This window comes from Nonomuraea sp. NPDC049750, assembly GCF_040659625.1.
GTDB lineage: Bacteria > Actinomycetota > Actinomycetes > Streptosporangiales > Streptosporangiaceae > Nonomuraea.
The window spans coordinates 568,802-595,662 of record NZ_JBFANB010000001.1; the positions used below are offsets into that span (position 1 = coordinate 568,802).

General features: G+C 69.9%; 22 protein-coding genes. 12 read left to right on the forward strand and 10 right to left on the reverse strand.

Features of this window, described 5'->3' with window-relative positions; translation table 11 throughout:
• Positions 1-76 precede the first annotated feature (76 nt).
• The 3 genes from AB0J16_RS02700 to AB0J16_RS02710 form a co-directional block, all read right to left on the reverse strand.
• A complete protein-coding gene (locus AB0J16_RS02700; RefSeq protein WP_358533880.1) occupies positions 77-697 on the reverse strand; it encodes a hypothetical protein in 621 nt (206 codons plus the stop codon).
• Between the two features lie 187 nt (positions 698-884).
• Positions 885-3,677: an AAA family ATPase gene (locus AB0J16_RS02705; RefSeq protein WP_358533882.1), complete on the reverse strand. Its 2,793-nt coding sequence runs from the start codon at positions 3,675-3,677 to the stop codon at positions 885-887.
• Between the two features lie 146 nt (positions 3,678-3,823).
• Positions 3,824-4,648, reverse strand: a complete 825-nt coding sequence (locus AB0J16_RS02710) for an NAD(P)H-binding protein (RefSeq protein WP_358533884.1) — start codon at positions 4,646-4,648, stop codon at positions 3,824-3,826.
• A gap of 100 nt (positions 4,649-4,748) precedes the next feature.
• Here AB0J16_RS02710 and AB0J16_RS02715 point away from each other — a divergent pair, with 100 nt between their 5' ends.
• A complete protein-coding gene (locus AB0J16_RS02715) occupies positions 4,749-5,138 on the forward strand; it encodes a helix-turn-helix domain-containing protein (RefSeq protein ID WP_358533887.1) in 390 nt (129 codons plus the stop codon).
• Positions 5,139-5,330: 192 nt separating this feature from the next.
• Here AB0J16_RS02715 and AB0J16_RS02720 read toward each other — a convergent pair whose 3' ends face one another.
• Positions 5,331-5,966: a nucleoside deaminase gene (locus tag AB0J16_RS02720; protein WP_358533890.1), complete on the reverse strand. Its 636-nt coding sequence runs from the start codon at positions 5,964-5,966 to the stop codon at positions 5,331-5,333.
• 41 nt (positions 5,967-6,007) lie between these two features.
• On the opposite strand from AB0J16_RS02720, the gene AB0J16_RS02725 reads away from it, so the two are divergent.
• On the forward strand, positions 6,008-6,976 hold the full coding sequence (locus AB0J16_RS02725; protein ID WP_358533892.1) for an antibiotic biosynthesis monooxygenase: 969 nt from the start codon (positions 6,008-6,010) through the stop codon (positions 6,974-6,976).
• A gap of 124 nt (positions 6,977-7,100) precedes the next feature.
• Entirely contained in the window at positions 7,101-7,901 is an 801-nt protein-coding gene (locus tag AB0J16_RS02730) for an IclR family transcriptional regulator C-terminal domain-containing protein (RefSeq protein WP_358533895.1), read from the forward strand.
• 13 nt (positions 7,902-7,914) lie between these two features.
• On the opposite strand, the gene AB0J16_RS02735 is transcribed toward AB0J16_RS02730, so the two are convergent.
• From AB0J16_RS02735 to AB0J16_RS02750, 4 genes are all read right to left on the reverse strand, one after another.
• On the reverse strand, positions 7,915-8,274 hold the full coding sequence (locus AB0J16_RS02735; RefSeq protein WP_357938508.1) for a hypothetical protein: 360 nt from the start codon (positions 8,272-8,274) through the stop codon (positions 7,915-7,917).
• On the reverse strand, positions 8,271-9,134 hold the full coding sequence (locus tag AB0J16_RS02740; RefSeq protein ID WP_358533898.1) for an extradiol ring-cleavage dioxygenase: 864 nt from the start codon (positions 9,132-9,134) through the stop codon (positions 8,271-8,273). The genes AB0J16_RS02735 and AB0J16_RS02740 overlap by 4 nt, the downstream gene beginning before the upstream one ends.
• Positions 9,127-9,945, reverse strand: coding sequence for a citryl-CoA lyase (locus tag AB0J16_RS02745; RefSeq protein WP_358533900.1), 819 nt, complete (start codon positions 9,943-9,945; stop codon positions 9,127-9,129). The genes AB0J16_RS02740 and AB0J16_RS02745 overlap by 8 nt, the downstream gene beginning before the upstream one ends.
• 76 nt (positions 9,946-10,021) lie before the next feature.
• A complete protein-coding gene (locus AB0J16_RS02750) occupies positions 10,022-11,161 on the reverse strand; it encodes a CoA transferase (protein WP_358533903.1) in 1,140 nt (379 codons plus the stop codon).
• Positions 11,162-11,318: 157 nt separating this feature from the next.
• Here AB0J16_RS02750 and AB0J16_RS02755 point away from each other — a divergent pair, with 157 nt between their 5' ends.
• The 7 genes from AB0J16_RS02755 (at position 11,319) to AB0J16_RS02785 (ending at position 19,568) form a co-directional block, all read left to right on the forward strand.
• Positions 11,319-12,755 (forward strand): amidohydrolase family protein, encoded by a 1,437-nt coding sequence (locus AB0J16_RS02755; protein WP_358533906.1) that lies wholly within the window; start codon positions 11,319-11,321, stop codon positions 12,753-12,755.
• A gap of 196 nt (positions 12,756-12,951) precedes the next feature.
• The gene (locus AB0J16_RS02760) at positions 12,952-13,110 is read left to right on the forward strand and encodes a hypothetical protein (RefSeq protein ID WP_358533909.1); all 159 of its coding nucleotides are present in this window, start codon (positions 12,952-12,954) and stop codon (positions 13,108-13,110) included.
• 20 nt (positions 13,111-13,130) lie between these two features.
• Complete coding sequence (locus AB0J16_RS02765) at positions 13,131-15,164, forward strand: B12-binding domain-containing radical SAM protein (RefSeq protein WP_358533912.1); 2,034 nt, start codon at positions 13,131-13,133, stop codon at positions 15,162-15,164.
• Positions 15,161-16,180: a DUF692 family multinuclear iron-containing protein gene (locus AB0J16_RS02770; protein WP_358533914.1), complete on the forward strand. Its 1,020-nt coding sequence runs from the start codon at positions 15,161-15,163 to the stop codon at positions 16,178-16,180. Before AB0J16_RS02765 ends, AB0J16_RS02770 begins: the two co-directional genes overlap by 4 nt.
• On the forward strand, positions 16,177-16,941 hold the full coding sequence (locus AB0J16_RS02775; RefSeq protein ID WP_358533917.1) for a hypothetical protein: 765 nt from the start codon (positions 16,177-16,179) through the stop codon (positions 16,939-16,941). Before AB0J16_RS02770 ends, AB0J16_RS02775 begins: the two co-directional genes overlap by 4 nt.
• Positions 16,942-16,980: 39 nt before the next feature.
• Complete coding sequence (locus tag AB0J16_RS02780) at positions 16,981-18,915, forward strand: RiPP maturation radical SAM C-methyltransferase (protein WP_358533920.1); 1,935 nt, start codon at positions 16,981-16,983, stop codon at positions 18,913-18,915.
• The gene (locus AB0J16_RS02785) at positions 18,912-19,568 is read left to right on the forward strand and encodes a DUF5825 family protein (RefSeq protein WP_358533923.1); all 657 of its coding nucleotides are present in this window, start codon (positions 18,912-18,914) and stop codon (positions 19,566-19,568) included. Before AB0J16_RS02780 ends, AB0J16_RS02785 begins: the two co-directional genes overlap by 4 nt.
• Here AB0J16_RS02785 and AB0J16_RS02790 read toward each other — a convergent pair.
• Complete coding sequence (locus tag AB0J16_RS02790; protein ID WP_358533926.1) at positions 19,565-20,341, reverse strand: Stf0 family sulfotransferase; 777 nt, start codon at positions 20,339-20,341, stop codon at positions 19,565-19,567. The genes AB0J16_RS02785 and AB0J16_RS02790 overlap by 4 nt on opposite strands.
• Before the next feature lie 32 nt (positions 20,342-20,373).
• The gene (locus tag AB0J16_RS02795; RefSeq protein WP_358533928.1) at positions 20,374-23,964 is read right to left on the reverse strand and encodes a lantibiotic dehydratase; all 3,591 of its coding nucleotides are present in this window, start codon (positions 23,962-23,964) and stop codon (positions 20,374-20,376) included.
• 487 nt (positions 23,965-24,451) lie between these two features.
• Here AB0J16_RS02795 and AB0J16_RS02800 point away from each other — a divergent pair, with 487 nt between their 5' ends.
• Positions 24,452-25,831 (forward strand): cytochrome ubiquinol oxidase subunit I, encoded by a 1,380-nt coding sequence (locus tag AB0J16_RS02800; RefSeq protein ID WP_358533931.1) that lies wholly within the window; start codon positions 24,452-24,454, stop codon positions 25,829-25,831.
• A gap of 12 nt (positions 25,832-25,843) precedes the next feature.
• A complete protein-coding gene (gene cydB, locus AB0J16_RS02805; RefSeq protein ID WP_358533932.1) occupies positions 25,844-26,827 on the forward strand; it encodes a cytochrome d ubiquinol oxidase subunit II in 984 nt (327 codons plus the stop codon).
• Positions 26,828-26,861 lie beyond the last annotated feature (34 nt).

Here is a 26,861-nt window from a genome sequence, read left to right on the forward strand (position 1 = left end):
CCTGGACGGGTGATCGCGCGACGTGACGCCCGGAGGGGTGGCGCGAGCGTGTCGTCGCGCCACCCCGGGGTTCCGGTCAGGGATCGTTCGGCTTGGGGTTGTGCGGGCTACCGCCGCCACCTCCACCGCTGCTGCCGTTGTTGCCGGCGAACTGGATGGGCTGGTAGTTGGGCAGGACCACGGTGTTGGCCGAGGCGTCGGAGCCGTCGGTGCTGAGCGTTTTGTACACGGTCCAGATGAACTTGGCGAAGCCGAGGACCTGACCCCAGTCGATGCCGTTGTTCCAGTGCACGATCGACACCGCGTACGTCTGCTCGGCGATGTCCGGTGCGACCTGCCCGGACCAGTTCTCCGTACGCTTGGAGTAGCCCAAGGCGGTGCCGTTGACACCCCAGCAGTCGCCGCCGACCTCGCCGATGACCATGCCGTCGATGTTGAGGAGCAGGGCCTTGGCGCACAGCCGGACGCCGGTGAGGTAGACGCCCGACTCGACCGTCGAGACCCCGTAGACGTTGCCGCTGGCGTAGACCTTGACCGTGGTGTCGATGGTCTTGTTCTGGTTGTTGGCGTGCCAGGAGTGAAGCGACGCCTCGGCGACCAGTCTGTCGGCGCTGGCTGGCGGTGAGGCGACGACGAAGCCGGTCAAGGCGATGAGGGCGGTGAGTAACGCGGTGATCAGTCTTCTGGGGGTGCCCATGGAGGCCTTTCCGTTCGTGGTGCTCGGATGATCCGTCCGAATTCTCACCACGTGGCCATTCACCGGCGAAGAGCCACCGACCCGTAATCAGGAAGGTCCGTCGTTTCACGGATGCCGCCCTGCCAGAGGGTACGTCGTTCAACGGATCCCACGGCCGGGCCCGCCGATCCACCATGTCCAGGTGACCTCACGCCTGGCCTGCCGACCGGCGGACCAGGGCCGCGCGGGTGTTGACGCCGAGCTTGCGGAAGACCCGCGCCAGGTGCGTCTCGACCGTGCGCGGGCTCAGGTACAGCCGCTCGCCGATCTGCCGGTTCGTCAGACCCTCACCGACCAGCTCGACGATCTCGCGTTCGCGCTCCGACAGCCGCCCGCCCGCCCCATGGGCCGCGGCGCCGCGCTGCCTGCGCCCGGCCTGCGCCGCCGGCCAAGGCGCGCCGACGCGCGTGAACAGGGCCTTGGCCTGGCCGAGCTGCTCCTGCGCCGTGCGGACGTCGCCCGCGTCCGCGCTCACCTCCGCCAGCAGCATCCGGGCGAAGCCTTCGCCGACGGGCAGTCTGGCCGTGACGAGACACGCCACGGCCGCGCGCGCCGACGCGTCCGCCTCGTGCGGCCGGTCCGCGGCCATCGCCAGCGCCGCGCGGGCCGCCTCGACGTCGGCGGACCGGGCGGGCGGCGCTCCCGACGCCACGACCGCGACGGCCCGCTCGTACCACTGCCCGGCCGCCGTCAAGTCGCCGCAGGCCGCCTCCGCCCGCGCGCGGCGGGCGAAGACACTCGCCGCGCCGGGCCCGAGCCCCGACGGATCGCCGCCGACGCGGGCGGCCAGGAACCGCCGGCAGTCCTCCGTACGGCCGACCGCCATCAGCACCTCCGACACCACGTCGTCGGCGATGGTCCGCCACCACGCCGAGCGCATTCCCGGACCGTGCAGCACCCCCTCCACCAGCGGCACGGCGGCCTCAGGACCCGCCTGCCACAGCAGCGGCCGGGACTTGACCACGTGCGCGAACGCGAGCATCTCGGCGCTGCCGAGATGACGGGCGATCTCCTCCGCCTCCTCGGCGTCGGCCAGCGCCGCCTCGATCTCGCCCAGCGCGGAACGGACCATGGCCCGCGCCGCGTGCAACAGGGGGACGACATTGTCGCGGCCGTGGTCACGGGCGACCTGCAACCCGCGAGCCAGGTGCCGCAGCGCGTCGTCGTGGTGGTCGACGATGAACTCGCCCCACGCCAGAGGTGCCACGAAGCCGAGGTCGTCGCACAGCTCGCGGTCGGTCAGGGCGTCCATGAGCGTCTTGGCGCGGGCGAGCAGGCGATATCCGTCGGGGAAGTGGCAGCGGTACAGCTCGGCGACCGCGAGCAGCGTGACGGCCGAGGCCGATGTTCCAGACCTTGCTTGGTTCGACTGATCCAGGGCCTGGGCGGCGTTGTCCGCCGCCGAGTCCCACTGGCCCTGCAAGAGGTCGATCGCCGCCAGCTCCACCAGGAGGGGCGGCCTGCCCGCGGAGTCGTCCACCCGGGCCAGCTCGCCGGTCAGCAGCGCCCTGGCCTCTTCCAGCCGGCCCAGCGACCGTTGCATCGCGGACAGCAGCCCCACCGCCCGGTCCCTGCTGCCGTCGCCTTCCCGTACGAGCTCGTCCAGCAGCCCCCGGGCCTCCTCCAACCGCCCGGACACGGCGAGCGCCGCGGCGAGCGACATCCGCAGCTCCGGCGTCGCGTCAGCGGGCGACGCCTCCAGCGCGGCGCGGAACCATCGCGCCGCCGTCGCGGGCGCGTTGACCGACACCGCTCCCGCCGCCGAGACGAGGAGCGCGGCCCCATCCGCGTCGCCCACGCCTATTGCGTGCTCCATGTGCACCGCGCGGCGGACGTCCGAGGCACCCCGCGAGAGCAGGTGCTCCGCCGCCCGGCGATGCGCCGCCCTCCTCCAGGAGGGCCCGGCCAGCTGGTAGGCGGCCGCGCGAACCAGCGGATGCCTGAACACCAGCGCCCGCCCGGCCGTGCCGAGCACCCTGCGGCGCACCAGTTCGTCCAGCGCCGACTCGACGGTACGGGGATCCAGCCCGGACACGGCCGCCACGAACGCCACATCCACGTCATCACCGGCGACGGCCGCCGCCTGGGCCACCAGCTGCCGGTCCGGGTCCAGCCCGGCGAGTTCGGCCACGATCAACCGGTCAAGGGCATCGGTCCTGGTGACCTCCGTGAGAGCACCGGTGACCTCCGCGAGGTCGGCGGCCTGGATGTCCGGCAAGGTGGCCAGGATCTCCAGGAACAGCGGGTTGCCGCCGCTGCGCTCGTACAGCCGCCGCCTTCCCGGACGGGACAGTTGCCGCTTTCCCGGACGGGACGGCTGCCCGGCCAGCATGGTGTCGGCCTCAGCGGCCGGCAGCGGGCCGAGCGACAGGTTGACGACGTTCGCCGAGGTCAGCGAGCGGACCAGCCCCCTGGGCAGCTCGCCGGTACGGCAGGCGAGCACGATCACGGCGCTCGTGTTCGGCGGATGTCTGATGTGATAGTCGATCACCTCCACCGAGGCGTCGTCGGCCCACTGCACGTCGTCCATCAGGACCACCAGCGTGCTCGACTCGCCCATTCGCTCCACGCCCTGACGCATCTCGCGGAAGCGGCGGTGACGGTCCAGACCGGCCAGGTCACCCGTCCCGCTCTCCCGCGACAGCAGCGCGCGCAGCCCATCGAGGTGTCCGGCGAGGTCAGGATGCTGGTGGGCGTCGGCGAGCGCGTCCTGCACGATCCCGTACGGCGCGCTGCGCTCGAACTCGGTGGCCCGTCCGGCGATGGCCATGATGCCCCGTTCGCGCGCGAGGTCGGCGAACGCGCCCAGCATCCGGGTCTTGCCGATGCCCGGCTCACCGGTCAGCAACACGAAGACCCACTGCCTCCGGGCGTCCAGGAGACCCGACAGGTGGGCCAGTTCGGCGGTTCTGCCGACCAGTGGACGCCGGCTCTCGAACACCTGCTGCCTCCCACGGACACGCCACTCTCGGCCGGGAGGATCGCCCGGACGTGATCCATGTCTATCCCACGCGAATCCCCGTCAATGCGCCAGCCGCCTCAAGTCCGCTGCGGTAGTCCGGCCGGACGAGCACCGACCCGGATCTGCTATTTGAAGGCCGCGACGTTGCGCTCCGCCCACTCGGCGAAGGTGCGGGGCGGGCGCCCGAGGAGCCGCGCGACGTCGGGGCTGACGCGCTGCTCGGCGGCGGACGGGGCGCCGAGGGCGCCGAGGGTGGCCTCCACGACTGGCTCGGGCATGTACTCCAGCATCTGGTTCCGCGCTTCCGCGCGGCTCTGCTCAACGAACCGTACCGACTCGCCGAGAGCGGCCCCGATCGCCGCGGCCTGCTGCCGGGGTGAGATCGGTGCCGGTCCGGTCAGCGTGTAGACCTTGCCCTCGTGGCCTGGCCCGCGCAGTGTGACGGCAGCGACCTCGGCGATGTCGGCCGGGTCGATGGCCGGCACCGCGACGTCGCCGAACGGCGCCGTGACCACCCGTCGCGTACGGACCGAGCCGGCCCATTGGGCCGTGTTGGAGGCGAAGTTGCCCGGCCGCAGCATCGTCCACTCCAGGCCCGACTGCTTGACGGCGTCTTCCAGGTGCGATGGGTGGCGTTGGGTGCCCACGCCGTGGGAGGACAGCAACACGACCCGTGGGACGTCGGCCGCTCGTACGACGTTCATGACGTCACTGAGATCACCGTTCGCCATGAAGTCGGGGGAGGTCAGCAGGAACAGCGCTTCGGCTCCATGCAGGGCGGGCTTGAGGCTCTCCGGTTCGGCCAGGTCGGCTCGCTGATGCCGTACCCCCTCCGGCATGTCCAGCTCTGAGATCCCACGTGAGACCGCCGTCACCTGCTCGCCATACGCGACGAGCGCCCGCACGAGCGGCTGCCCGACGTTGCCCGTGGCCCCAGTCACCACAATCATGTTCACTCCCGTTGATCGATGTCCTCTGTGGACTCGATGGAAGCTACTAGCGCTGTGATAGTAGGTACCTAGAGGAAAGTATTGGCGAGGAAGGCTCATTGTGACCAACAGCACACCTTGGCCGCCTCCTGCCGACGTCCCTCCGGAGCAGGCGTGCCCGATCACCCCGGTGGTCGACATCGTCTTCAGCCGCTGGACCACGCCGATCCTGTGGGTGCTCAACGAATTCGGGCGGCATCGGTTCGTGGAGCTGCAACGCCGCATCACGACCATCACCCCCAAGGTGCTGACCGAACGACTGCGGCAACTGGAGCGCGACGGACTCGTGGTGCGGACCTACCACCCCGAGGTTCCGCCGCGGGTGGAGTACGAGATCAGCGAGCTGGGACGCAGCCTGGCACCCCTGTTCGAGACTCTCGCCGAGTGGTCGGTCAACTTGGACAAGGTCGAGCAGGCCCGGCTGGACTACGACGCCAGGAAGTCAGCCTGACCCGAAGGCCGCGGAAAATCGCGTCGTCAGCGATCCGATCCGCCAGCAGGTCGTAGGTCGCGGAATTGCCACGCGCTTCCATGGCCGCGAAGCGCCGGTAACTGCGCCGCTGTGTCCACCGTCTCCCCCTCCGTCATAGCGATCTTGACGGAGGAAGAGGGCGCCGGGAAGGGCGGCCTGCCGATATGGCGGTCAGTACGGGTGCCGGTCGGGCTTGTTCATCCACGCCGCACAGGCCTGGGCGCCGAGTTCGGGCTGAGCCTGCTGGATCAGGATCCTTCGCTCGTCGAGAGGCCGGGTGAAGTCCTGGTACTGGAACTCGTCGTCGAAGCCGATCTTCTTCGTCGCCGCCAGGTCGAAGGCGAAGTAGACCCTGTCGATACGTGACCAGTAGATGGCGCTCATGCACATCGGGCAGGGGGCGCCACTGCTGTAGAGCGTGTATCCCATGAGCATCCGGGCCCGCTCCGGCATGAGATCGGGGGATCCCTCAGGGCGTGGCACGAGCTCCAGGGTCGATTCGTTCTGCTGGCTCTCCGGTATGGAGGGGGCCCGGGAATTCAAGATCTGAATGGCCTTGCGGATGGTCTCCACTTCGGCATGGGCGGTGGGGTCGCCGGTGAGAAGGACGCGATTCTGCCCGCGGGCGATGATTTCTCCGTCGTTGGTGAGGACCGCACCGAAAGGGCCGCCCCAACCGTTCTCTACGGACTCGATAGCGAGCCGCACCGCTTCCGCCATGAAATCCTTGGAGTCCATTCCGAACCCTCCGATCCGTAAAAGGCGGTTGAAGTTTCGGCCCTTCGCCGACCTGGTCAATCGCCGCATCCTGCTCCTTACCCGGGCGCTGCTGCACTACACTCGGCCTTATGAAGCCTGGTGGTGGCCACAGTCCCGACAGTCAGGGCGCGACCGTGGTTATTTCCTCGATAGTTCGCCAAGGCCGCGACAATGATTATGAGCGGTGGCAGGAAAAGACGACCGAGATAGCCCGCGGTTTTCCTGGGTTCGAGGGCACCGAGCTTTATCCGCCGATCGCCGGCGAGCAGAATTCATGGGTGGTCGTATTTCGCTTCTCCAGCATCGGGCAATTGACCGCGTGGCTTGATTCCGAGGTGCGGCGGAAACTGCTCGACGAGGTTCGCCCGATGCTGGAGGAGCCCGCGTCGCAGGAGGTTCTCGCCGGGGGGCCGGCGGTCCGGGAAGCCGTCACGGCGGTGATCTCGCACAATGTGCGGCCGGGGCGCGAGGCCGAGTTCGCGCGCTGGCAGGAGAAGGTCCGAAAAGCGCAGGAGAGGTTCACGGGCTTCATGGGCACCGAGGAGTTCGAGCCCGTGAGTGGTGTCCAGGATCGCTGGGTGGTGCTGCTTCGCTACGACACGCGTGAGCATCTGGACGAATGGCTCGGGTCCGACAGCCGCGCGAAACTGCTGGCGGAGGGTCGCGACTACTTCGTCGACTATGACGTGCGGAAGGTCCAGTCGGCGTTCAGCGGCTGGTTCCAGTTCGGCCGCGACGCGGGAGACGGCGCCCCGCCGAGCTGGAAACAGGCCATGACCGTGCTGCTCGTTCTCTATCCCACGGTGATGATCCTCAACCTGACGGCGGGCCGTGGGTTCGCGATGGCGCACCTGCCCGGATATCTCGCCATGTTCCTCAGCAACGTGTTGAGTGTCGCTGTCCTGACGTGGCTGGCCATGCCGCTGGTGAACAGGGTCTTCGCGGCATGGCTCGTACCCGGCCGGACGGCCTCCGCCCGCGCGAACGTGGTGGGCGCCGTCGTGATCGCGCTCTGCTACGCGGTCTCCATCGCCGTCTTCGGGATGATCGGCGGCTAGAACCAGTCTTCTCGGACAACTGTCCGACTGGCGGTCGCCCGCTGGTATAATCAGGCGATTCGCCGCAGGTGCCACGGCCGGGACGCCGCCGCCATGCGGACAACCGAGCAGAGGAAGACCTCCCATGGCGCGCGCCGAGACCGGACCCGATTTCATCGAGGCGCTGGCCCGTGGCCTCGATGTCATCAGAGTGTTCCAGCCGGGACGGGCGAGCATGTCGCTGACCGAGGTGGCCACCGCGGCCGGGCTGGCCCGTCCGACGGCCCGGCGCATCCTGCTGACCCTGCAAGAGCTGGGATACGCGCGGGCCGAGCAGGGCGGCTTCGCGCTCACCCCGCGCGTGCTGGAGCTCGGCATGTCGTACGTGCGCTCGATGGGTCTGTGGGAGGTCGCCCGGCCGCATATGGAGCGGCTGGTCGAGCAGACCAACGAATCCTCCTCGATCGCCCAGCTCGACGGGTCGGACATCGTGTACGTCGCCCGGGTGGCCGTGCCGAAGATCGTCGCCCTTCGGGTGCAGATCGGGACGCGGTTCCCGGCCCTGCAGACCTCGCTCGGCAAGGTGCTGCTCGCCGCGCTGCCGCCCGCCGAGGTGAGCCGGGTCCTGGCCGAGCCGAGCCGCTCGGGCATCCAGCCGCGCTGGGAGCCGGACGCGGAGGAGCGCGACGCGGCGCTGCGGGTGGTGCGGGCCAAGGGCTGGGCGCTGACGGACGAGGAGCTCTCGCTGGGCATCAGGTCGGTGGCCGCTCCTCTGCGCAACGGGCTCGGCGAGGTCATCGCGTCCGTCAACGTCAACGTGCACGCCGCCGAGACCTCCGTACGGAAGCTGACCCAGGAATACCTGCCGCTGCTGCTCACCACGGCCGGCGCGATCAGCGCCGACTGGGTGCGGTATGAGACGGTGCCCGAGGTCACCGCCTCATGATCATCGCAGCGGCTCAGGTGGCGATGTCGGGATAGGGCATGGCGAAGTGCGCGAGCCGCTGGGCGTACTCAAGCTGGAATCCCAGAGGCTCGTGGTCCCGCTCGAACATCGCGATGAACAGCGTGAGCGTGAGGAAGGGGTGCGCCCCCAGCCCGAACAGCGCCGGATAGTCGTGCGTGGCCAGCGCCTCGCGCTCGACGTCGTCGAACCGCAGCCAGGTGGAGGACTCGCCGTCGTGGCAGTTGAGGATGCGGTTGGCGTAGTCGGTCTCCCACATCGCCACCGTGCCGCGCGGGTCCTCGCGGTAGCGCTCGACGAGTTCGGGATCGCGGTCGACGGTGAACAGGAACTTGTCGAGCAGGTACTTGCTCATGAGCCGCCTCCGTTGGGATACCAGGTGAAGTAGGCCTCCATGGTGTGGAACAGGTCGTACGTGTCGACGTAGTCGGCCTTCCTGCCCTCGCCCGCGACGCCCATCATCAACATGAAGTCCATGAACCCGTGGGTGGCGTTGCCCGGCGTCCACAGGCTGTCCAGTGTGACCTCGGCCAGGCAGCCCTCGATGTCCCCGGACGCGATCCAGCCGACGGCCTTCTGGTCGAACTCCGGGTCCGGCCCATGCGGGCCGAACTGGCGGGGCCCGCCGAGTTCGAGCGACAGGTGCCCGGTGCCGATGACCGCGACCCTCTTGTCGGCCGGCCACGCTTCGACCAGTTGCCGGATCGTCCGCCCGAGCTGGACGAACCTGGAGGGGCGCGGTAACGGCGGCGCGAAGATGTTGGTGTAGATCGGCACGATCGGCAGGTCGTTCTGCGGCCGGAGCGTGATGATCGGGCACGTGATCGAGTGGTCGATCCGCAGCTCGTTGGAGAAGGCCAGGTCGAAGCCGGCGTCCATGCCTTCGCGCAGCACGTACGCCGACAGGTCCTCCTGGCCCTTGAACAGCATTCTCGGCAGGCCGAACTCGCGCTCCTCGTTGTAGAAGTTCGCGTCGTAGAAGGGGGCCTTGCCGACCAGGAACTGCGGCATGTTGTCCAGCCACAGCTGGTGGAAGTGGTCCGAGCCGACCATCACCAGCACGTCCGGGCGGGCCCGGGTCAGCGTCTCCCGGAACGCCTCGACCTTGCGTACCCACTCGTCCGCGAACGGCGGGCGGTCCTCGCCTGTGGCGGTGCTGGCCCGGTAGAAGAAGGGATGGTGGGTGGACGCGATCACCGCGACCAGTTCAGCCATGCGAACCTCCTGGGGGATGTGGCTCGGGTACGACGGAGCGGTGGTTCAGGTCGACCGACAGGAAGATCTCGTTGGCCACCGGGTGACGCAGCTCCTCGGCCAGCTGCCCGATCAGCCCCGCCGTCCTGGCCAGCAACGCGAACCCGCGCAGCAGCTCCAGCGGCAGGCCCAGGTCGGCGAGCGCCGCGCCGCAGACCCCGGCCCCGTTGAGCGGCAGCGTGCGGCCGAGCACTCGCGGATGGACGCGGCCGATCGCGGCGAACAGCGACAGGTGCGGCCCGAGGAGCCCCTCCTCTTCGGCGATCTGGAACAGCCGCGGCGTCCGGGGGTCGACCTCCTTGTGCACGTGGTGGCCGAGGCCGGGGATGCGCCGCGCCGCCGTACGCTGGGCCGACACGACGTCCAGGGCGACGGCGTCCCACCCCGCGTCGTCGTCGGGCGGCGGGCCGTCGAGCGAGGTCAGCACGTCGTGCAGGAACCGGCCGCTGTCCTCGGTGACCCCGAGAAAACGGGACCCGCCGCCGAGCAGCCCGGCCGCCAGCGCGCCCTGTACGGAGTCAGGCGCGGACAAGTACGTCAGCCGGGTCACGATCGCCGTGGGCGTGAACCCGTGGTCGGCCAGCGCGGCGAGCACGGCTTCGAACACGCGGGTCTCGCCCGGCGTCGGCCGCCGCTGGGTGGCCAGCCAGAAGGCCAGCTCGCCGAAGCCGACCTTGCCCATCACCTCGTCGGCCAGGTCCTGGCCGAGCAGGGTGATCGACGTCGGCGTCGACGCGCCGAGCGCCGTTGGGTAACCATTCACGTCAGTCATGCGCGCGGCTCCAACGTCGGTAACCGTTCACGAGGTCAGTCATGCGCGCGGCTCCTCGCCGTGGGGTAACCGCCGTTCACGGAGTCAGCCATGCGCGCAGCTCCTCGCCGTGTTCGTCGAGGTCGGGCGGCGGCAGCCGGTAGCTCACCGGGGTCTCGGAGAACCTGATCGGATGCCGTGTCGTCGGCATCGCGCGCTCACCCTCCCCGGCGGCCACGACCGGGTCCAGCCCGAAGCGCTCGGCCATCGCGAAGCCCCCGTCGATCGTGTTGATCGGCCCGCTCGGCACCCCTGCCTCGACGAGCAGCTGGAACCACTCGACCGCGCCGCGCTTGACCAGCCGCTCGACGAGGATGGGCCGCAACTCCTCGCGGTGCGCCACCCGATCGACGTTGCGCGCGAATCGTGGGTCGCTCGGGACGTCCGGGATGCCGAGGACCTCGCAGAGCCGGCGGAACGACCCGTCGTTGGGCGCCGCGATGATCAGGTCGTTGTCCGCGGTCGGCAGCGGCTCGTACGGGAACACGCTCGGGTGCGCGTTGCCCATCCGGTACGGCACGGTGCCGCCCGCCACGTACGCCGAGCTGTGGTTGACCAGCCCGGTGAGCGCCGACGACAGCAGGTTGACCTCGACCAGCTGCCCCTGCCCCACGGCGTCGCGGTGCCGCAGCGCGGCCAGGATGCCGATGACGGCGTGGTTACCCGCCATGACGTCGAAGACCGAGATCCCGGCCCGGTACGGCGGCCCGTCCGCGTCGCCAGTGAGGCTCATCAGGCCGGAGATGGCCTGGACCATCAGGTCGTAGCCTGGCACGTCGCGCCCGGCGCCCGAGCCGAACCCGGTGATCGAGGCGTACACGACGCCCGGGTTGGCGGCCCGTACGGACGCGAAGTCGAGGCCGAACTTGGCCAGCCCGCCCGGCTTGAAGTTCTCGATCAGCACGTCGGCGCGGCGGGCCAGCTCCCTGGCCACCGCCGCGTCGGCCGGGTCACGCAGGTCTAGCGCGATCGACCGTTTGCCGCGGTTGACGCCGAGATAGTACGTCGACACGCCCTCGCGCACCGGCGGCATCCACGTACGCGTGTCGTCCCCCTGCGGGCCCTCGACCTTGACCACGTCGGCGCCCATGTCCGCGAGCAGCATCGTGGCGTACGGGCCGGCCAGGATCCGGGAGAAGTCGGCCACCAGAACACCTGACAGCGGCCCATCACTCATTGACTCACCCTCCGTCGTCCGTTCAACGGACATTGGTCCGTTGCACTCTAACCGGGAAACCCTCTGCTTGACATCCACTCCCGCGCTTCTAGAGTTGCGCTGACCGTACAGCGGACACTCGTTCGCCAATGCGGCGCGAAGCGGTAAGGAGAGGGCGATGGAGTCGATGGACGGACGGCCCGTGGTGCTGCGCGGCGGCACCGTGCTCCCGATGGACGAAGGGCGGCAGGTGCTCCCCCGCACGGACGTCCTCGTCGCCGGCGACCGGATCGCGGCCGTGGGGCCCGATCTCCAGGCGCCGGAGGACGCCGTCGAGATCGACGCGAGCGACGGCATCGTCATGCCCGGGATGATCGACACCCATCGGCACATGTGGCAGACCGCCATGCGCGGTTACGGCGCGGACTGGACCCTGACGCAGTACTTCGTCTGGTACTACCTGGAGCACGGGAAGCTGTTCCGGCCCGAGGACGTGCACGCGGGCAACCTGCTGGCCGCGCTCGAAGCCGTCGACGCCGGGGTAACGACCGTCGTCGACTGGTCGCACGGTCTCCAGACGGTCGACCACGCCGACGCGGCCGTGGACGCGCTCCAGTCGGCGCCCGGCCGGTACGTCCTCGCGTACGGCAACATCCAGCAGCCGCCCGCGGCCTGGACGGGCACACCGGAGTTCCGCGACTTCGTGCGGCGCCGGATCACCGGGGACGACCTGCTCGGCTTCCAGCTCGCCTTCGACGTCCTGGGCGACCCCGCCTTCCCCGAGCGGCCGGCCTTCGAGGTCGCCCGCGACCTCGGCGCCCCGGTCACCACGCACGCCGGAGTGTGGGGTGCCACCGGCGACGACGGCATCCGGCTCATGCACGAGCACGGCTTCATGACGCCCGAGACCGTGTACGTGCACGCCGCGTCGCTGTCGGCCGACTCCTACCACCGCATCGCCGCCACCGGCGGCTCCATCTCGGTCTCCACCGAGAGTGAGCAGAGCGCGGGCCAGGGCTACCCGCCCACCTGGGCCATCCGCGCCCATGGCATCCCGGTGTCGCTGTCGATGGACACCAGCGTCTGGTGGAGCGGCGACCTGTTCTCCGCCATGCGCGCCACCCTCGGCGCCGACCGCTCTCGCCAGCACCTGGAGGCGCACGCCAGGGGCGACACGGTCACGCACTGCAGTCTGCGCGCCGACCAGGTCGTCGAGTGGGCCACCCGCGGCGGCGCCCGCGCCCTCGGCCGCGACGATCTCGGCGTCATCGCCGCCGGGAAGAAGGCCGACCTGGTGCTCATCAAGAACGAGGCTTCGCCGGTGTCGTTCCCGTTGCTCAACCCGTATGGGCACGTCGCGTTCCAGGCTCAGCGCGGGGACGTGCACACGGTTCTGGTCAACGGCCGGGTGGTGAAGCACGAGCACCGCCTGGTCGGCGTCGACCTCGCCGCGGCCCGCCGCGCCGCCGATCGGACGATCGAGTATCTGCGCTCGACCATGGGCGAGGAGGCGTGGCAGAAGGGGATGAACCCCGACATTCCCGAGACGACCATCCTCGATAATCCGTATACCTATACCGACTACCACAGCGCCTCGACCCACACCGCCGGGTGACGAATACTTATCTCCGAAGCGGTTCGCCCGATTTAATGTACGGCCGGAATAGCTGTATCACCTCGGCTGCTTTTCGACGGCTATTGACGTGCGGAATGACGTGACTATCGTTGAACAGGTTAAGAAGGGTGCGGTCCATGCGCTGACTGCCGCCGGGACCGCCAGACTGCCTGGCAGATTCCCACAAGGAGGCACCGTGGTCGCGGTGAGACCCGAAATGGTCATCGACGACGAATTCACCGAGCTGGACCAGCTTGAGGTGATCGAATCCAGCGAGCTCAAGCTCAGCGGGTCGTACCACTCCTACACCTACAAGGCGGCGGAGGACACCGGCGACCTACCCGCCAAGGGCTGACGAGGCTGTCGGCCGGTCCGGTGGAATCGCGCGACGCCGACGTGCTGCTCCTGTTTCCGCCGCAGACCGAAGCCAGGTTCTTTCCCTATTTGAGCCTGCCTTATCTCACCGGTCACCTACGGCGGCACGGGCGGCGGGTCCACCAGGCCGATCTGAACATCGCTCTCTTGCACGACCTGCTGGAGCATCCGGAACTGCTGGGCGACATGGTGCGCGAGCAGCCGGACGACGGGGCGGGTACCTGGTACCGAGGGGCGATGGCCGACGTCGTGGCCCGATACGTCGACGAGCTCCGTGCGCATGTCCTGCGGAAGGAGCCGGCCGGAGAGCTGGGCCCCGCTCGTGCGGTCAGGCTCGCCCATCACGCGATCGAGCTGCTGGTGCGCGATTCGTTCCTGATCCGGACGTGGCAGGATCTGGCCCAGCTCGACGACGCGGTGCGGCGGTCCGCCCGGTTGCCGCCCGCCGCGTCGGGGATACCGCTCGATCGGCTGCACCTCATGGTCGAGGCGCTGCTGGCCCGGCACCGGCCGCGCGTGGTCGGCCTGTCCGTGGCGTTCTTCAGCCAGCTCGCCCCCGCGCTGCTCATCGCCGCCTGGATCAGGCGGCTGCGGCCGGACGCCAAGATCTGCCTCGGTGGCCAGCAGGTGATGCTCCGGCACGAGGAACTGGCGCGGCTGCCCGGCGTACAGGCGGCGGTGGACGCGCTGTGCTGGACCGCCGGCGAACAGCCGCTCGAACGCTGGCTGGACGCGCTGGACGGGAACATCCCGGCGGACGCGGTCCCCGGCATGACCTGGCTGCCGCACGGCGCACCCGCCCACCGCGCCCAGCAGCCGGTCACACTGCGCTTCCACGACCTCGGGCCGCCCGACTTCGCCGGGCTGCCGGTCCGGTCGTACCTCAACGAGACCATGGAGGTCGCGATCATCTCGTGCGTCGGCTGCTACTGGGGGCGGTGCGCGTTCTGCTCGTACGGCAATCGGTCCCTCGCGCCGGGCGCCTACCAGCAGGGTACGGTGCGCCAGATCGCCGACGCCGTGGAGAGCGTGGTCCGCGACACGGGCGCGGCCTTCGTGTCGATCTCCGATGAGAACACCAACCTGCGGCTGATCGTGAAGGCGATGCGCGAGGTACGCGAGCGCGGCGTCAACGTGGGGTTCGGCGTACGCAGCAGGCTGGACGCCACCCTGGCCGACCCGGACTTCTGCCGGAGCCTCGCCGAGGTGGGATGCGAGCTGATGTCGGTCGGCTACGAGGGGACCTCCCAGCGGCTGCTCGACCTGATGGACCGGGGCGTGCGGGCGGCCGACTACCAGCGGATCGTCGAGAACGTCGCGGCGGCGGGCATCGTCCTGCGGTTCTCGGTGATGGGGTACGTCTTCGACGAGACGCCCGCCGAGTTCGAGGAGTCCCTGCGCTTCCTCGCGGCGAACCAGGAGCGCATCGGCATCGACGCGCTGGAGCTCATGGTGTCCGAGCCCGGCAGCAGGCTGGCGCGGGACCCGGACGGCTTCGGCCTGTCGCTGGACACCTCGGGCGCGCTCGCCGGCAATCCGGAGCTGAGCTACCTTTCCGGGCGGGTCGGGCATCCCCTGACGGTGCCCGGCGGACCCACTCGGGCGGAAGCGCTCGACCGCCTGGTGCGCGTCTTCCACACGGTCAAGCCGGGCAAGGTGAGCGCGATCCTGCCCCGCCGCGCCGGGGCCCGAGCCACTGTCGCGGCTGTCAGGCCGTATCCATGGGTACGGACGGTGCCGGCGGGCGTCGACGCGGCCGGGTTTGCGGGGGCGAAGCGCGAAGCGGACCCGTACGGCCGGATTCTGGTGGCTGATCTGGTCTGGGAGCGGTTCTACGCGCTGCCGCGGAGAGACGTCGAGCAGCGCGGCGACGGCGTGCTCTTGGCGCGCACCTCCCAGGGAGGGCGGTTGCTGGCCCGCCTGGTCGAGGCGACGGCAGGCACAGAGCACACGGATGAGGAACGCGCGGATGAGGACCATCGGGAGGCGCCGCCGATGGTCGCGGGCGGCGAGCCCGTGAGGAGGCCGACATGACGACCGATATCACGACCGGGACCATGCGGGCCGGCGAGACCGGCCCAGCCAGGCTGGGGTTCGGTCTCCTCATGGACATGCCGTGGGGCGGCGGGTCGCTCGGCCGGCGGGGCGTCGGGTTCGTGGAGACGGACGACGGCGGGGACATCACGCCACGGGTACGCGCCTTCGCCGAGCGCCATGGCGACGACTTCGCGTACGCCGCCTTCGCCTACCAGCCCCGCTCACGCGCGACCCCGCGAGCGGCCGACTACGTCCGCACCTACGACCGCTTCTTCCAGGCGCTGCCCGCCGGACTCGGCCGGGCCTTCCATCAGACCGAGTTCAACATGGGCACGCCCGAGCGCTACGACCGGCGACCCGCGGCCGAGTTCACCAACGAACTCGCTGCTCGCTACGGTTTTCGCTGGGTGGTCGAGGACCTGGGCATCTGGAACCTCCGGGGCTATCCGCTGCCGTACCCGCTGCCGCCGCCGCTGACCGAGCCGGGCCTGGAGATCGCCACGCGGAACGTGGCCGAGACGGCCCGCCTCCTGGAGTTGCCGCTGCACGTCGAGTTCCCCGGGTTCACCGAAGGCGGGTCGTTCGTTCTCGGGCACCTCGACGCTTTCGCGTACTTCGCGCGGCTGGCCGACGACGCGGACGCGCACGTCACGCTGGACGTGGGCCACCTGCTCAGCTACCAGTGGCTGCGCGGACGGACCGGCCGCCACATGGTCGACGACATCGAGGCGCTGCCGCTCGAACGCTGCCGCGAGCTGCACCTGTCCGGCTGCCAGATCGTGAAGGGCAAGTTCCGCGACCTGCATCACGGGGTGCTGCTGGACGAGCAGCTCGAACTCACCGAGTACCTGCTGCCGCGCTGCCCCAACCTGCTCGGCGTGACCTACGAGGACCCGATGTTCCGCGACGACGGCCGGCTGGTCGAGAAGTCGCGGCGGAACTACGGCCGCCTGAAGGCGCTGGTGGGCGCGTGGCGAGACGGCACCGCCCAGCGGGATGGGGCGGCGCGATGAGTGCCCCGGTCGTGCGGTCACTCGACGGTGAGCAGCTCGCCGACCTGATCATGCGGCTGCTGCTCGACAGCCGGCTGCGGGAGCGGCTCGCCGCCGGCGGCGCCGCGGCCGTGGCGGCGGACGCGGGCGAGCTGGAGTGCCTGGAGACCATCGACCTGGACGAGCTCGACGCCGCCGCCCGACGGTTCCGCTCGACCATCTGGCGGCTCGGTGCGGGAGGCAGCCTGGCGTCGGCGTTCCCGCGCAGCGTGTCCGCTTTGGCCGCGGCCGGCATCGGCGATGCCGAGTTGCTTGACGGCTTCCTCGGGTCGCCGCGTTTCAGCAGGTTCCGGCTGATCCCGTACTCGGGGGCCGGGGTGTCGGTGGAGGAGGCGTTCGCCGCGTTCCTGCTCGACCTGACAGAGGAGCGGGTCGCTGACGCCGCGATCCTGCGGGAGACCGTGGGCCACGAGCTGATGATCGCCCTGTTCGCGGCGCTGGCGTGCGAGCAGCCGCTGTCGTTCGTCATCGAGAGCGAGGGGATCGTCGAGACCGGCCGCGGTCACGCCGCCCTGCGCCGGTACGCGCCGGCCTCCCTCGTTTCCTGGGGCGAGGCCACACCGGGCGCCGGCCAAGCAAGCGTGCCGTACGCGTACTTCGCCACGCCGGCCGGGGTCACTCGCGGCGTGATCTCCGAGCGTGTGGCCACGGCGTTCGCGGCCGAACCGACGGCCGAGAGCGACGCGGCACGTCGCGCGCTGTCCCGGCGCGGCCTGTGGTGACCCGGTAGGACGTACGACCTGGAGATGAGGGACAAACCCATGCACATCGTGTTGGTGGACATGCCGTGGTCGTCGATCGACGCGCCGTCGCTCTCGCTCGGCGTGCTCAAGCGCCGGGTCCTCGACGTGTTCCCGGACGCCGAGGTGGACGTCGTCCATGCCAAGCTCGACTACATCGACTGGGTGGACGAGCACGTGGGCTTCACCTTCGAGGAGTACGACACCTTCGTGAGCTCCTACTTCTCCGGTCACAGCGAGTGGATCTTCTCGGCGGCGCTGAACGAGCGGCCTCGGTGGAAGGTGACGGAGTTCGCCGAGTTCCTCGGGGGCAGCGTGCCGGAGCCGATGCTCGCCAAGGCGACGCGACTCCACGAGCTCGCGCCGCTGTTCATCGAGGAGACCGCCGCCCGGATCGCGGCCATGACACCGGACGTGGTCGGCTTCACCGCCACCTTCGCGCAGAACGCCGCGGCCCTCGCGGCGGCGCGCGCGGTCAAGAGACAGGCGCCGGATGCCGTCACGGTGTTCGGGGGCGCGAACTGCGAGGGTCCGCAGGGCGCGGCGATGCACCGCAATTTCCCGTTCATCGATTTCGTCGTACGCGGCGAGGGCGAGCTGGCCTTCCCGCAACTGCTCTCCGCGATCGGCGCCGACGGCGGGGACGGAGGCGACGTGAGCGAGATCGCCGGACTGTGCTGGCGCGGGCCGAGCGGCGAGTCCGTCGTGAACGCGGTGGAGGCGCGGCCGCTACCGCCCGACGCGCTGGTCCCGCCCGACTTCGGCGACTACTTCGAACAGCACGCCAGGTCCCTGGCGGGCACCTGGGTGGAACCGCGGCTCACCGTCGAAGGCTCGCGCGGCTGCTGGTGGGGCGAGAAACACCACTGTACGTTCTGCGGGCTGAACGGCTCGCTCATGCAGTTCCGCAGCAAGGACCCCGGCCGGTTCGTGGCGGAGATCCTCAGCCTGGTCGAACGGCATCGGGTCCTCGACGTGTGGGTGACCGACAACATCCTCGACATGGCCTACCTGACGTCGATGGCGCCGCGCCTCCAGGAGTCCGGCTACGACCTGCGGATCGGCTACGAGATCAAGTCGAACCTGCGCCGCGACCAGCTGGAGATCCTGCGCGCGGCCGGCATCGACTACATGCAGCCCGGAATCGAGAACCTCAGCAGCCGGGTGCTCACCCTGATGGACAAGGGAGTGACCGGCTGTCTGAACGTCCGGCTGCTGCGTGACGCGGAGACCGTCGGCATCAACCTGAACTGGAACTACCTCTACGGCTTCCCGGAAGAGTCCGAGGCCGACTACGACAGCGTGATCGACCAGGTGCCCGCCCTGGTCCACCTCATGCCGCCGTCGAACGCCACCCGGCTGAAGGTCGAGCGCTTCAGCCCGTACTTCGACCGGCCCGAGCTGGGTTTCGGGGAGCTCCGCCCGGCCGCGCAGTACCGGCACATCTACGATCTGCCCGAAGCCGAGCTCGCCGACCTCGTCTACGTCTTCGACTCCCCGCGCCGTGGCATCGACGCGGACTGCCTCGACCGCCTGCGCGCGGCCGTCGCCGCCTGGACGGACGCCTACCCGCGCAGCCGCCTGACCCACTGCGACCTGGGCGACCACATCGTGCTCGTCGACACCCGGCCCGGCTTCTCCTGGCACCTGCTCGACCTCGCCGAACCGCTGGAGCTGACGGTGTTCCGCCTGCTCGACACACCGCACAGCCCGGCGGCGCTCGTACGCAAGGCCGCGGCCCGGCACGACGACGTGACCAAGGAACGGATCGACGAGCTGCTCGCGCGCTGGCGCGAACTCGGCCTGATCTTCTGCGACGCCGGCCAGGCGGTCCACGTCGCGCCGGCCGTCGCCAACCAGGACCTGATGCGGCTCGACGGCGAGAATCTCAGTCGCGGCGAACCGCTCGTACCGGCACTCTCGGAGACTGCGGTACCGGTGGGGACGCCTCTATGAGCGCCGTCGCCGGGCTCCCGGCTCACGTACCGATGACGCTGTGGAAGGATCGCGACCCGGCGGCCATGCGCGTCCGGGGGATGTACGCGGGCCGCGTGAACGTCACCGGCGATCCCCTCGCGACCGTGTCCCGGCTGGCGGCGGACGGGGTCCAGCTCGCCCAGCTGGACGACATGGTCGATCTGGACGACCCGGGCGGCGCGGCGGCGGTGGCCGCCCTCGCCGTCATCCGCGAGCTGACCAGCCACGGCATCGCGGTCGACTGGACCCTCCGCATGTCGGTCGGCTCGGCGGGATGGCGGCCGCTCAGCCACCTGCACCCTCCGGCGGCCGTGTACGCGGGGGCCGCCGGGGACGGCATCGCGGCCGAGTGGCGCGACACCTTCCACATCGCGAAGTGCGGCTACCGGCTCGGTCCCGGCTTCATCGAGATCCGCGACCGCCGGACGGGCTCGTTCAGGCGCCTCGTCATTCGCAACCCGAACCGCGAGGAGGCGATCGCGCCGCTGCTGCGGGGCGTACGGGCGGCGAGCCTGGCGCCGACGGTGACGGAGCGGTATCTGCGGGCGGACCTGCTGCATCAGGTGGGGCGGTACGTGTGGTGGACGCCGTACCGGATCAGACGCTGGCCGCTCAGCTCGACGATCCCTTAATAGTCGGCACTCACCCGTGCTTCGTGGGCGCTGTCTCGCTCGAACATCTCCAGCCACCGTTCGGTGACCGCACCCGCCTGGCGCTTGATGCCGGGCTCGGGAAGGGAATCGGGCGGATCGACGCCCAGGTGCCGCAGGCAGCCGAGGACGGTTCCCGGGTAGTCGGCGAGCATGTCCTCGTAGTAGACGACGTGCGGGACGCGTTCGCGGCGGTCGAAATACCGCTGCCACGCCCTCGTCTCGTCATCGAGGTGTTGCAGGTGGCGGCGGATCTCGGCGTAGTCGTAGTGGGGCTCGGACCGCGCCCGGCTGGTCGACAGGTAGATCCCGTCCACGATCCAGACGCCGGTCTGCTTCGCCAGGACGTACGAGATGGCCTGCCGGATCCGGTCCCTGCGCCTTAGCCAGATGTATTGGGGCGACATGAGAAGCTCGTCCAGATCGACTTCGAGTCCCTGTAGGTGCTCGCCATGCACCTTGATGCCGAAAACTCCGTTCGGACTGGTCCGGCAGGTCATTAATCGGCTTATATAGCCTTTTACCCGGCCTTCCGGATCGGCGGTGTCGAACCCCCAGCGCTCGAAATAGTCGAGAACATGGGTGTCCGCCAGATAACCGTCGGCGAAACCGGCCCGCCCGGTGTGCCAGAGCGTACGAACGAGCATGTTGCTGCCGGAACGCGGCGCCGCGGCCAGGACATAGCGAGTCGGCGGGAGTCCGGCGAACGGCGGGAAGTCGAATTCCGGGCTGTTGGTCCGGAAAAAAGGGGCCACAGTCCATACCTACCACCGCACCAGGCGATCAGTCAGTGACCGATGCCAGGTGGTGGGGTGTCGTCGCGGGCGGCGAAGGTCAGCGCGACGGCGCGGGCCAACTTACGGCACCGGCGTTCGACATCGCGGTCGATCCCGAGCGCCCGTATGTGGTGCATGTGCAGGAATGACGCCACCACCGATGATTCGGTCAGATGCGGCGCACCGAGTGCAAGGCGGTCCAGGTAGGCGGCCACGGCTCGCCGCCGCTCCTCCCACGCCCTGACGATCCGCGAGCCGCCGGGGAGAGCCGCGAGCGTCGCCCGATCCCCGCCTGGGAGAGCCGCCGACGCGGCCCGGCCCCCGCTTGGGAGAGCCGCCGGCGCGGCCCAGTCCCCGCTCGGGAGAGCCGCCGGCGCTGCCCAGTCCCCGCTCGGGTCCGCCAGGCCGACCGCTTGGCGGACGACCTCGCGGCCATTCGGGGCAACGCGCCCGGCCGGAGGGTGCTCGATCTGCCAACGCGCCCCCGCCGCCCGGCCTCTCATCAGGGCGGCCGTCAGATCGACCAGGCTTGCCGCGGTGAGCGCGTGCGGGTGTACGTGGCGAGCCGCCGACAGCGCCGCCAGCTGGGCGACCACCGCGGCGGAGTCAGCCGCGAAGACGGCCTCCGCCCCGGCCATGACCTCTCCCGACCCATACCGCGCGGTTTCCGGGTGGTACGTATCCAGGACCAGGTCACCCACGAGGCCACGACCACGCAACTCGGCGACCCACGCCCCGACCCGGGCGGCGGACGGGCCGTAGTCGTGTTCGCCGACCAGGTGCAGCCGCAGCCGCAAATGCGGACGAGGGTCGCGGTAACGCACGAACCACCACATCGGCGGCTCGTCCCAGCTCTCAAGCAGTTCGGGCAGGTGCCTGGCGAGGATCGTGTCGACCACCCCGGGATCCCCGTACAGCTTGGCGTACAGGACACGCGCCCCAGGTAGAACCCCGTCCTCCCGCCCGACCAGCGGCAGCTGCCCCGGCACCGTCACGGCGGCGGGAGCACGGGCAGGCGGCGCGGTGGCGGCCAGCGAGACGACGACCTCGTGCGCGCGGCGGCCGAACCAACCGTGATCCGCCGGTCCCGCCGCCTCCGACACGACGGCGGCCTCACCGGCGCCGTCCAGGTGAGCGCGGAGCAGCGCCAGGCTCATGGGCTCGTCCAGGTCCAGGCGCAGTCGGCGGTCCGCCGTACCCACGGACACGGCGGCGGGCAGCCGCAGGCGGGCGCGCAGTTCTGTCATGGCCCGCACCCACTCCGGCCACGCGGCGTCCGGCCTGGGCAGGACGCCGGTGGGGATACGCCACCTAGCGGGCGCGAGCACACTGCGGCCGTAGCGGACTCGCGGCAGGAACGGCAGACACGCCGCCGTCCCCCAGGAGAACGGCGACACCACAGCCGCCCGAGCACGCGGAATCTCGAACAGCAGGCGCGCGATCGGCGGCATCGCATGCCGCGCCACGGCACTGCTCAGCACCGGCTCCACCACCTGCCGCCGCGACTGCGACAGCAGGTACAGCCGGTCGTTGTCCGCCGTAACCGCCAGATCCCGCCAGGAGATCCGCCCATCGGGGCTGGCACGGTGCTCGGCCAGGGTGACCAGTTCCGGCAGCAGGAGTGGGGTACGGGCGACGTCCTGGGCGCGCGGGTGCCGGGCAGGGAACGACAACTGCACGGGCACGGCACCGTCGACGGCGACGGGCAGCCGACTGTAGAGGCCGACCATCTGGCTCCGGTCACCGTCCTTCCAGCCGCTGCCCTGCCGGTCGCGGTCGCGTGGGAGGCCATCCTGCCGGTCGCCATCCTGTCGGAGGCCGTCACGTGGGAGGCCGTCACGTGGGAGGCCGTCGTCACGTGGGAGGCCGTCACGTGGGAGGCCATCGCGTGGGAGGCCGTCCTGCGGCGGGTCGTCCCGCAGGTCGCCGTCTTGCTCGTCACTCAGGAGGTCGGTGAATCGGCCCGCCAGGCCGGCCGCTGTGCCGTCGACGGCGAGGACCGTCATGGTGAAGGCTCCGGCGGCCAGCGCGTCTGCGGTGGGCGCGCAGACTTCGGCGACCAGCTCCATGTACGGAACCGGTCGCGCCCCGTACATCCCGTCCGCGGCCAGAGCCTCGATCGCGGCGTCGTCCAGCACGATCTCCCGTGCGCCGTCCAGGGCCGCCTGCTGCGCCAGGGCCAGCAGGCGCTGATCCCTGCGCGACAGGGGCGCGGGGTCGGCCGGCCCGTCGTAATGGCCGGGGAACCCCAGCCCCGCTGTGGGATCGACGAGTTCCTCGATCGGTACGACGCCGCCGACCCCGTACCGGTCCAGGAACATGACGTGGTACTCCCGCCAGGCCGGATGCCCGGCCGGGTCCGGCGTCAGCCGCCATAACGCCCCGGCGGCGGACTCTGCCTCGGCAGCCACCTCGCGAGGAAGTACGACGGTGCCGCCCAGCCGCAGGTCCACCGTGAGCGGCTGGGCGACCTCGACCGGCACCACGTCCCGCATCCGCTCCCCGACCGCTCGCCTGGCCCGTACGGCGGCCTCGCCGGTCGCGCGGTCGGCCGCCCGCAGCCCCGCGCGGATCACCCTCAGTTCCCGAACCAGCCGAGCCACCTCGGACCTCTGGCCCAGCGAGCCAACCTCGGCATCCCGGCCCAGCAGGGCGGCCTCTCGTAGCCGGTCCTGCGGGACCTCTTGTACCTGGTCCTGTGGGTCGGCCTCTTGTACCTGGTCCTGTGGGTCGGCCTCTTGTACCTGGCCCTGCGGGGTGGCGGCGCCGGGCGAGTTCGCCGCGTCCCGCAGCCGGTCGAGCACGTACGCGAGCCCGTCGACGCTGGTCGAAGGCGGACGCAGGCTGGTGATCAGCACCCCGCACGTGACCAGCTCCGCGACCATCGCCTCGATCGCCGGGACCCTGGCACCGGGGAACGCGGCGGCCAGCCCGTCGACCAGGTCGCCGGCCCGAACGGGTGTCTGGGCCAGCTCCATGACCGTGCGGACGGCCGCGCTGTGCCGTACCGACAGCTGCACCAGCTCGCTGCGCGCCGGGTCGCCCGCGTGCGGCTGCCAGGGCACCACGAGGCGTTCCCCTCGTACGAACGCGAGATCGTTCACCATGACCGGGAGGCGGCGCCGCAGCTCCGGGTCCGATTCCAGGCGGGCGATCACCGAGGCCAGCCACACGCCGTCCGCGGTCGTCCGCGTACGCGGGGCTCCAGCCAGGTACTCCGGTGCCGCGCCGAAGCGGAGCGGGGCTACGCCCGCGAACGTCCCGAAAGGGGTGGCTCGGCCGTGCATCCGTACCAGATACCGGGCCAGCGACAGCGCCATGCGGCGGAGGCGACCGGGCCGGGGTCGGCGCCCCGCGCAGACTGCCTCGATCTGGGCCGCCAGGACCGGGCTGGCCAGCGAGACGGCCGCCGCCACGGATTCCCGGGCCCAGACCTGTACAAGCCACTCGCACCACCGCTCGACGTCGGCCGCCTCGTCATCCGTCTCGCGTGCCAGCGGGACATACGGTTCGGGCCATGGCGGAAGGTCCGGTTCGCCCGCATGGGCAGTGGCGCGGATCAGCGCGGCGTCAAAGTGCCGGTACGGCTGCGAACGCTGCACGGCTGCTGCCTCCCACGTCCAACTGCCGCCGCCGGGACGGCTCGGCGGACGGTGTCACACGGAGTGTCACACCGAGTGTCGCACGCGTGTGGAGCCCGTTTGTGTCGCGAAGACGATCACCCACGAGCTCGCGGGTGACCGCAGGTGACCACAAGGGCCGCCGGATGGTTCGTCACACGACCGTCTCAATCCCGGTGACGGTCCGTCGTGGCTGGGGTTCTGGGAGGAGTACCCCCTTCGGGGGAGCGGAAGAACGGATACCCGGCGAACGTTCGGGGATACCGCACAAGCCGGAGCGCTGCGGATCAACTACTCCCGAAAGGGTTCGGACGAAGGCTGACGTATGACGGCGGCGATCACCCCGTCAGGGCTTCGTCAGCGCAGGTAGCCGCCACGACGAACACACAGCCTGACCCGGCGAGTGCGCTGCTTCCGGCCCAGTGTGTCATGACACGCTGAGCTTGGTCAGATACGTACAGTAGTGGCCATGAACGCCTTGGATCTCGCGCGTTGGCAGTTCGGGGTCACTACGGTGTACCACTTCCTGTTCGTGCCAGTCACGATAGGGATGTCACTGCTGGTGGCGATCCTGAACACGGCCTGGGTGTGGACCGGCAAGGCGGCCTACCTTCGCGCCACCAAGTTCTTCGGGACGCTCTTCCTGATCAACTTCGCCATGGGCGTGGTGACGGGGATCGTGCAGGAATTCCAGTTCGGGATGAACTGGAGTAGCTATTCAAGGTTCGTCGGCGACATCTTCGGGGCGCCACTCGCGCTGGAGGCGCTGCTGGCGTTCTTTCTGGAGTCGACGTTTCTCGGGCTGTGGCTCTTCGGTTGGGAGCGGCTGCCGCAGAAGGTGCATCTCGCGTGTATCTGGATTGTCGCGTTCGGCACGGTATTGTCCGCCTACTTCATTCTGGCCGCCAACTCGTTCATGCAGTGGCCGGTGGGCTTCCGGCTCGACGGGCGGGCTGAACTGGTCGACTTCGGGGCCGTGTTGAGCAACAAGGTGCTGCTGGTCACCTTTCCGCACACGATCTTCGGGTGCTGGCTGGCCGGTGGGGTGATCTTCATGGCGGTTTCCGCCTGGCATCTGGCTAGAAAGCGGGATATTGACATCTTTCGTCCGTCGCTTCGGCTGGGCATCGTGGCGGTGCTGCTGGGCGCGCTCGGCACCCTCGTCTCCGGGGACCTGCTCGGCAAGATCATGACGCAGACCCAGCCGATGAAGATGGCCGCCGCCGAGGCGCTCTACGAGACGCGGCAGCCCGCGCCGTTCTCCCTGTTCACCATCGGGACGCTGGACGGCACCAAGCCGATCTACCAGCTGGAGATCCCGGGCCTGCTGTCCCAGCTGGCCACCGGCTCGTTCAGCGGCAAGGTCGAGGGCGTCAACAACGTCCAGGCGGACTACGAGCGCAGGTTCGGACCGGGCGACTACCGTCCCTACATCCCGGTCGCCTACTGGGGTTTCCGGCTGATGATCGGCTTCGGCATGCTCGCCGCGCTGGTGGCGCTCCTCCTGCTCTGGATGACCCGTGGACGACGGATCCACGGCAAGGACTGGATCTGGAAGGCCGCCGTCTGGTCGGTCGTGCTGCCCTTCCTCGCGAACAGCTTCGGGTGGATCTTCACCGAGATGGCCAGGCAGCCGTGGATCGTCTTCAGCCAGATGAAGACCGCCCGTGGCGTCTCACCGAGCGTCGGCGCGGGGACCGTACTCACCTCGCTGATCGTCTTCACCGCCCTGTACGGCGCGCTGGCCCTGGTGGAGGTCGGCCTCATGGTCAAGTACGGCAGAGCGGCCCCGCCGCCCGCCGACGGTGCCGAACCGCAGGACGGCGGCGAGACGTCCTTCGCCTACTAGGGGGATCGGGTAGTGGAGCTCACCGAGATCTGGTTCGTGGCCATAGCCATCCTGTGGGTCGGCTACTTCGTCCTGGAGGGGTTTGACTTCGGCGTCGGCATGCTGCTGCACGTCATGGGACGGAACGACGCGGAACGCCAGGCGATGCTCGACACGATCGGCCCCGTCTGGGACGGCAACGAGGTGTGGCTGATCACCGCCGGCGCCGCCACGTTCGCCGCCTTCCCCGAGTGGTACGCCTCGCTGTTCAGCGGGTTCTACGTCCCGCTGCTGCTCATCCTGCTGGCGCTGATCGTGCGCGGGGTGGCCATCGAGTATCGCGGCAAGCGGAGGTCCGTGACGTGGCGGCGGTGGTGCGACACGGGCATCGCGATCGGCTCGTTCGTGCCCGCGCTGCTGTGGGGGGTCGCGTTCGCGAACATCGTGCGGGGCGTGAAGCTCAATTCCCATCACGACTACGTGGGTACGGTCGGGGATCTGCTCAACCCGTACGCGCTGCTCGGCGGGCTGACCACGCTGTTTCTGTTCTTCACGCACGGCGCCGTCTTCGTGGCGTTGAAGACCAGCGGCGAGATCAGCCGGCGCGCGACCACAGTGGCACTGCGGAGCGGCGGCGTCGCGGCCGTGCTCGCGGTGATCTTCCTGGTCTGGACGCAGTTCCGCGGCGGCGGGCCCGGCACGGTGATCCTGGCCGCTCTCGCCGCTCTTTCCTTCGTGGCCGCGCTCGGCGCCATCGCCAAGGGCCGTCAGGGGTGGGCCTTCCTGCTGTCCGCGGTCGCCGTCGGCGTGACCGTGATCTGCCTGTTCGCGGTCTTGTATCCCGATGTCCTGCCTTCGACGGTCAACCCGGCCTACAGCCTGACCCTCCAGAACGCGGCCTCGACGCCGAAGACGCTCGGCATCATGACCAGGGTCGCGGCGATTTTCCTGCCGCTGGTGGTGCTCTACCAGAGTTGGACTTATTGGGTTTTCCGCCACCGAATCAGCGCCGGTTGAGGTCTTTTCTCTGCACCAGCACGACCATTTTTAT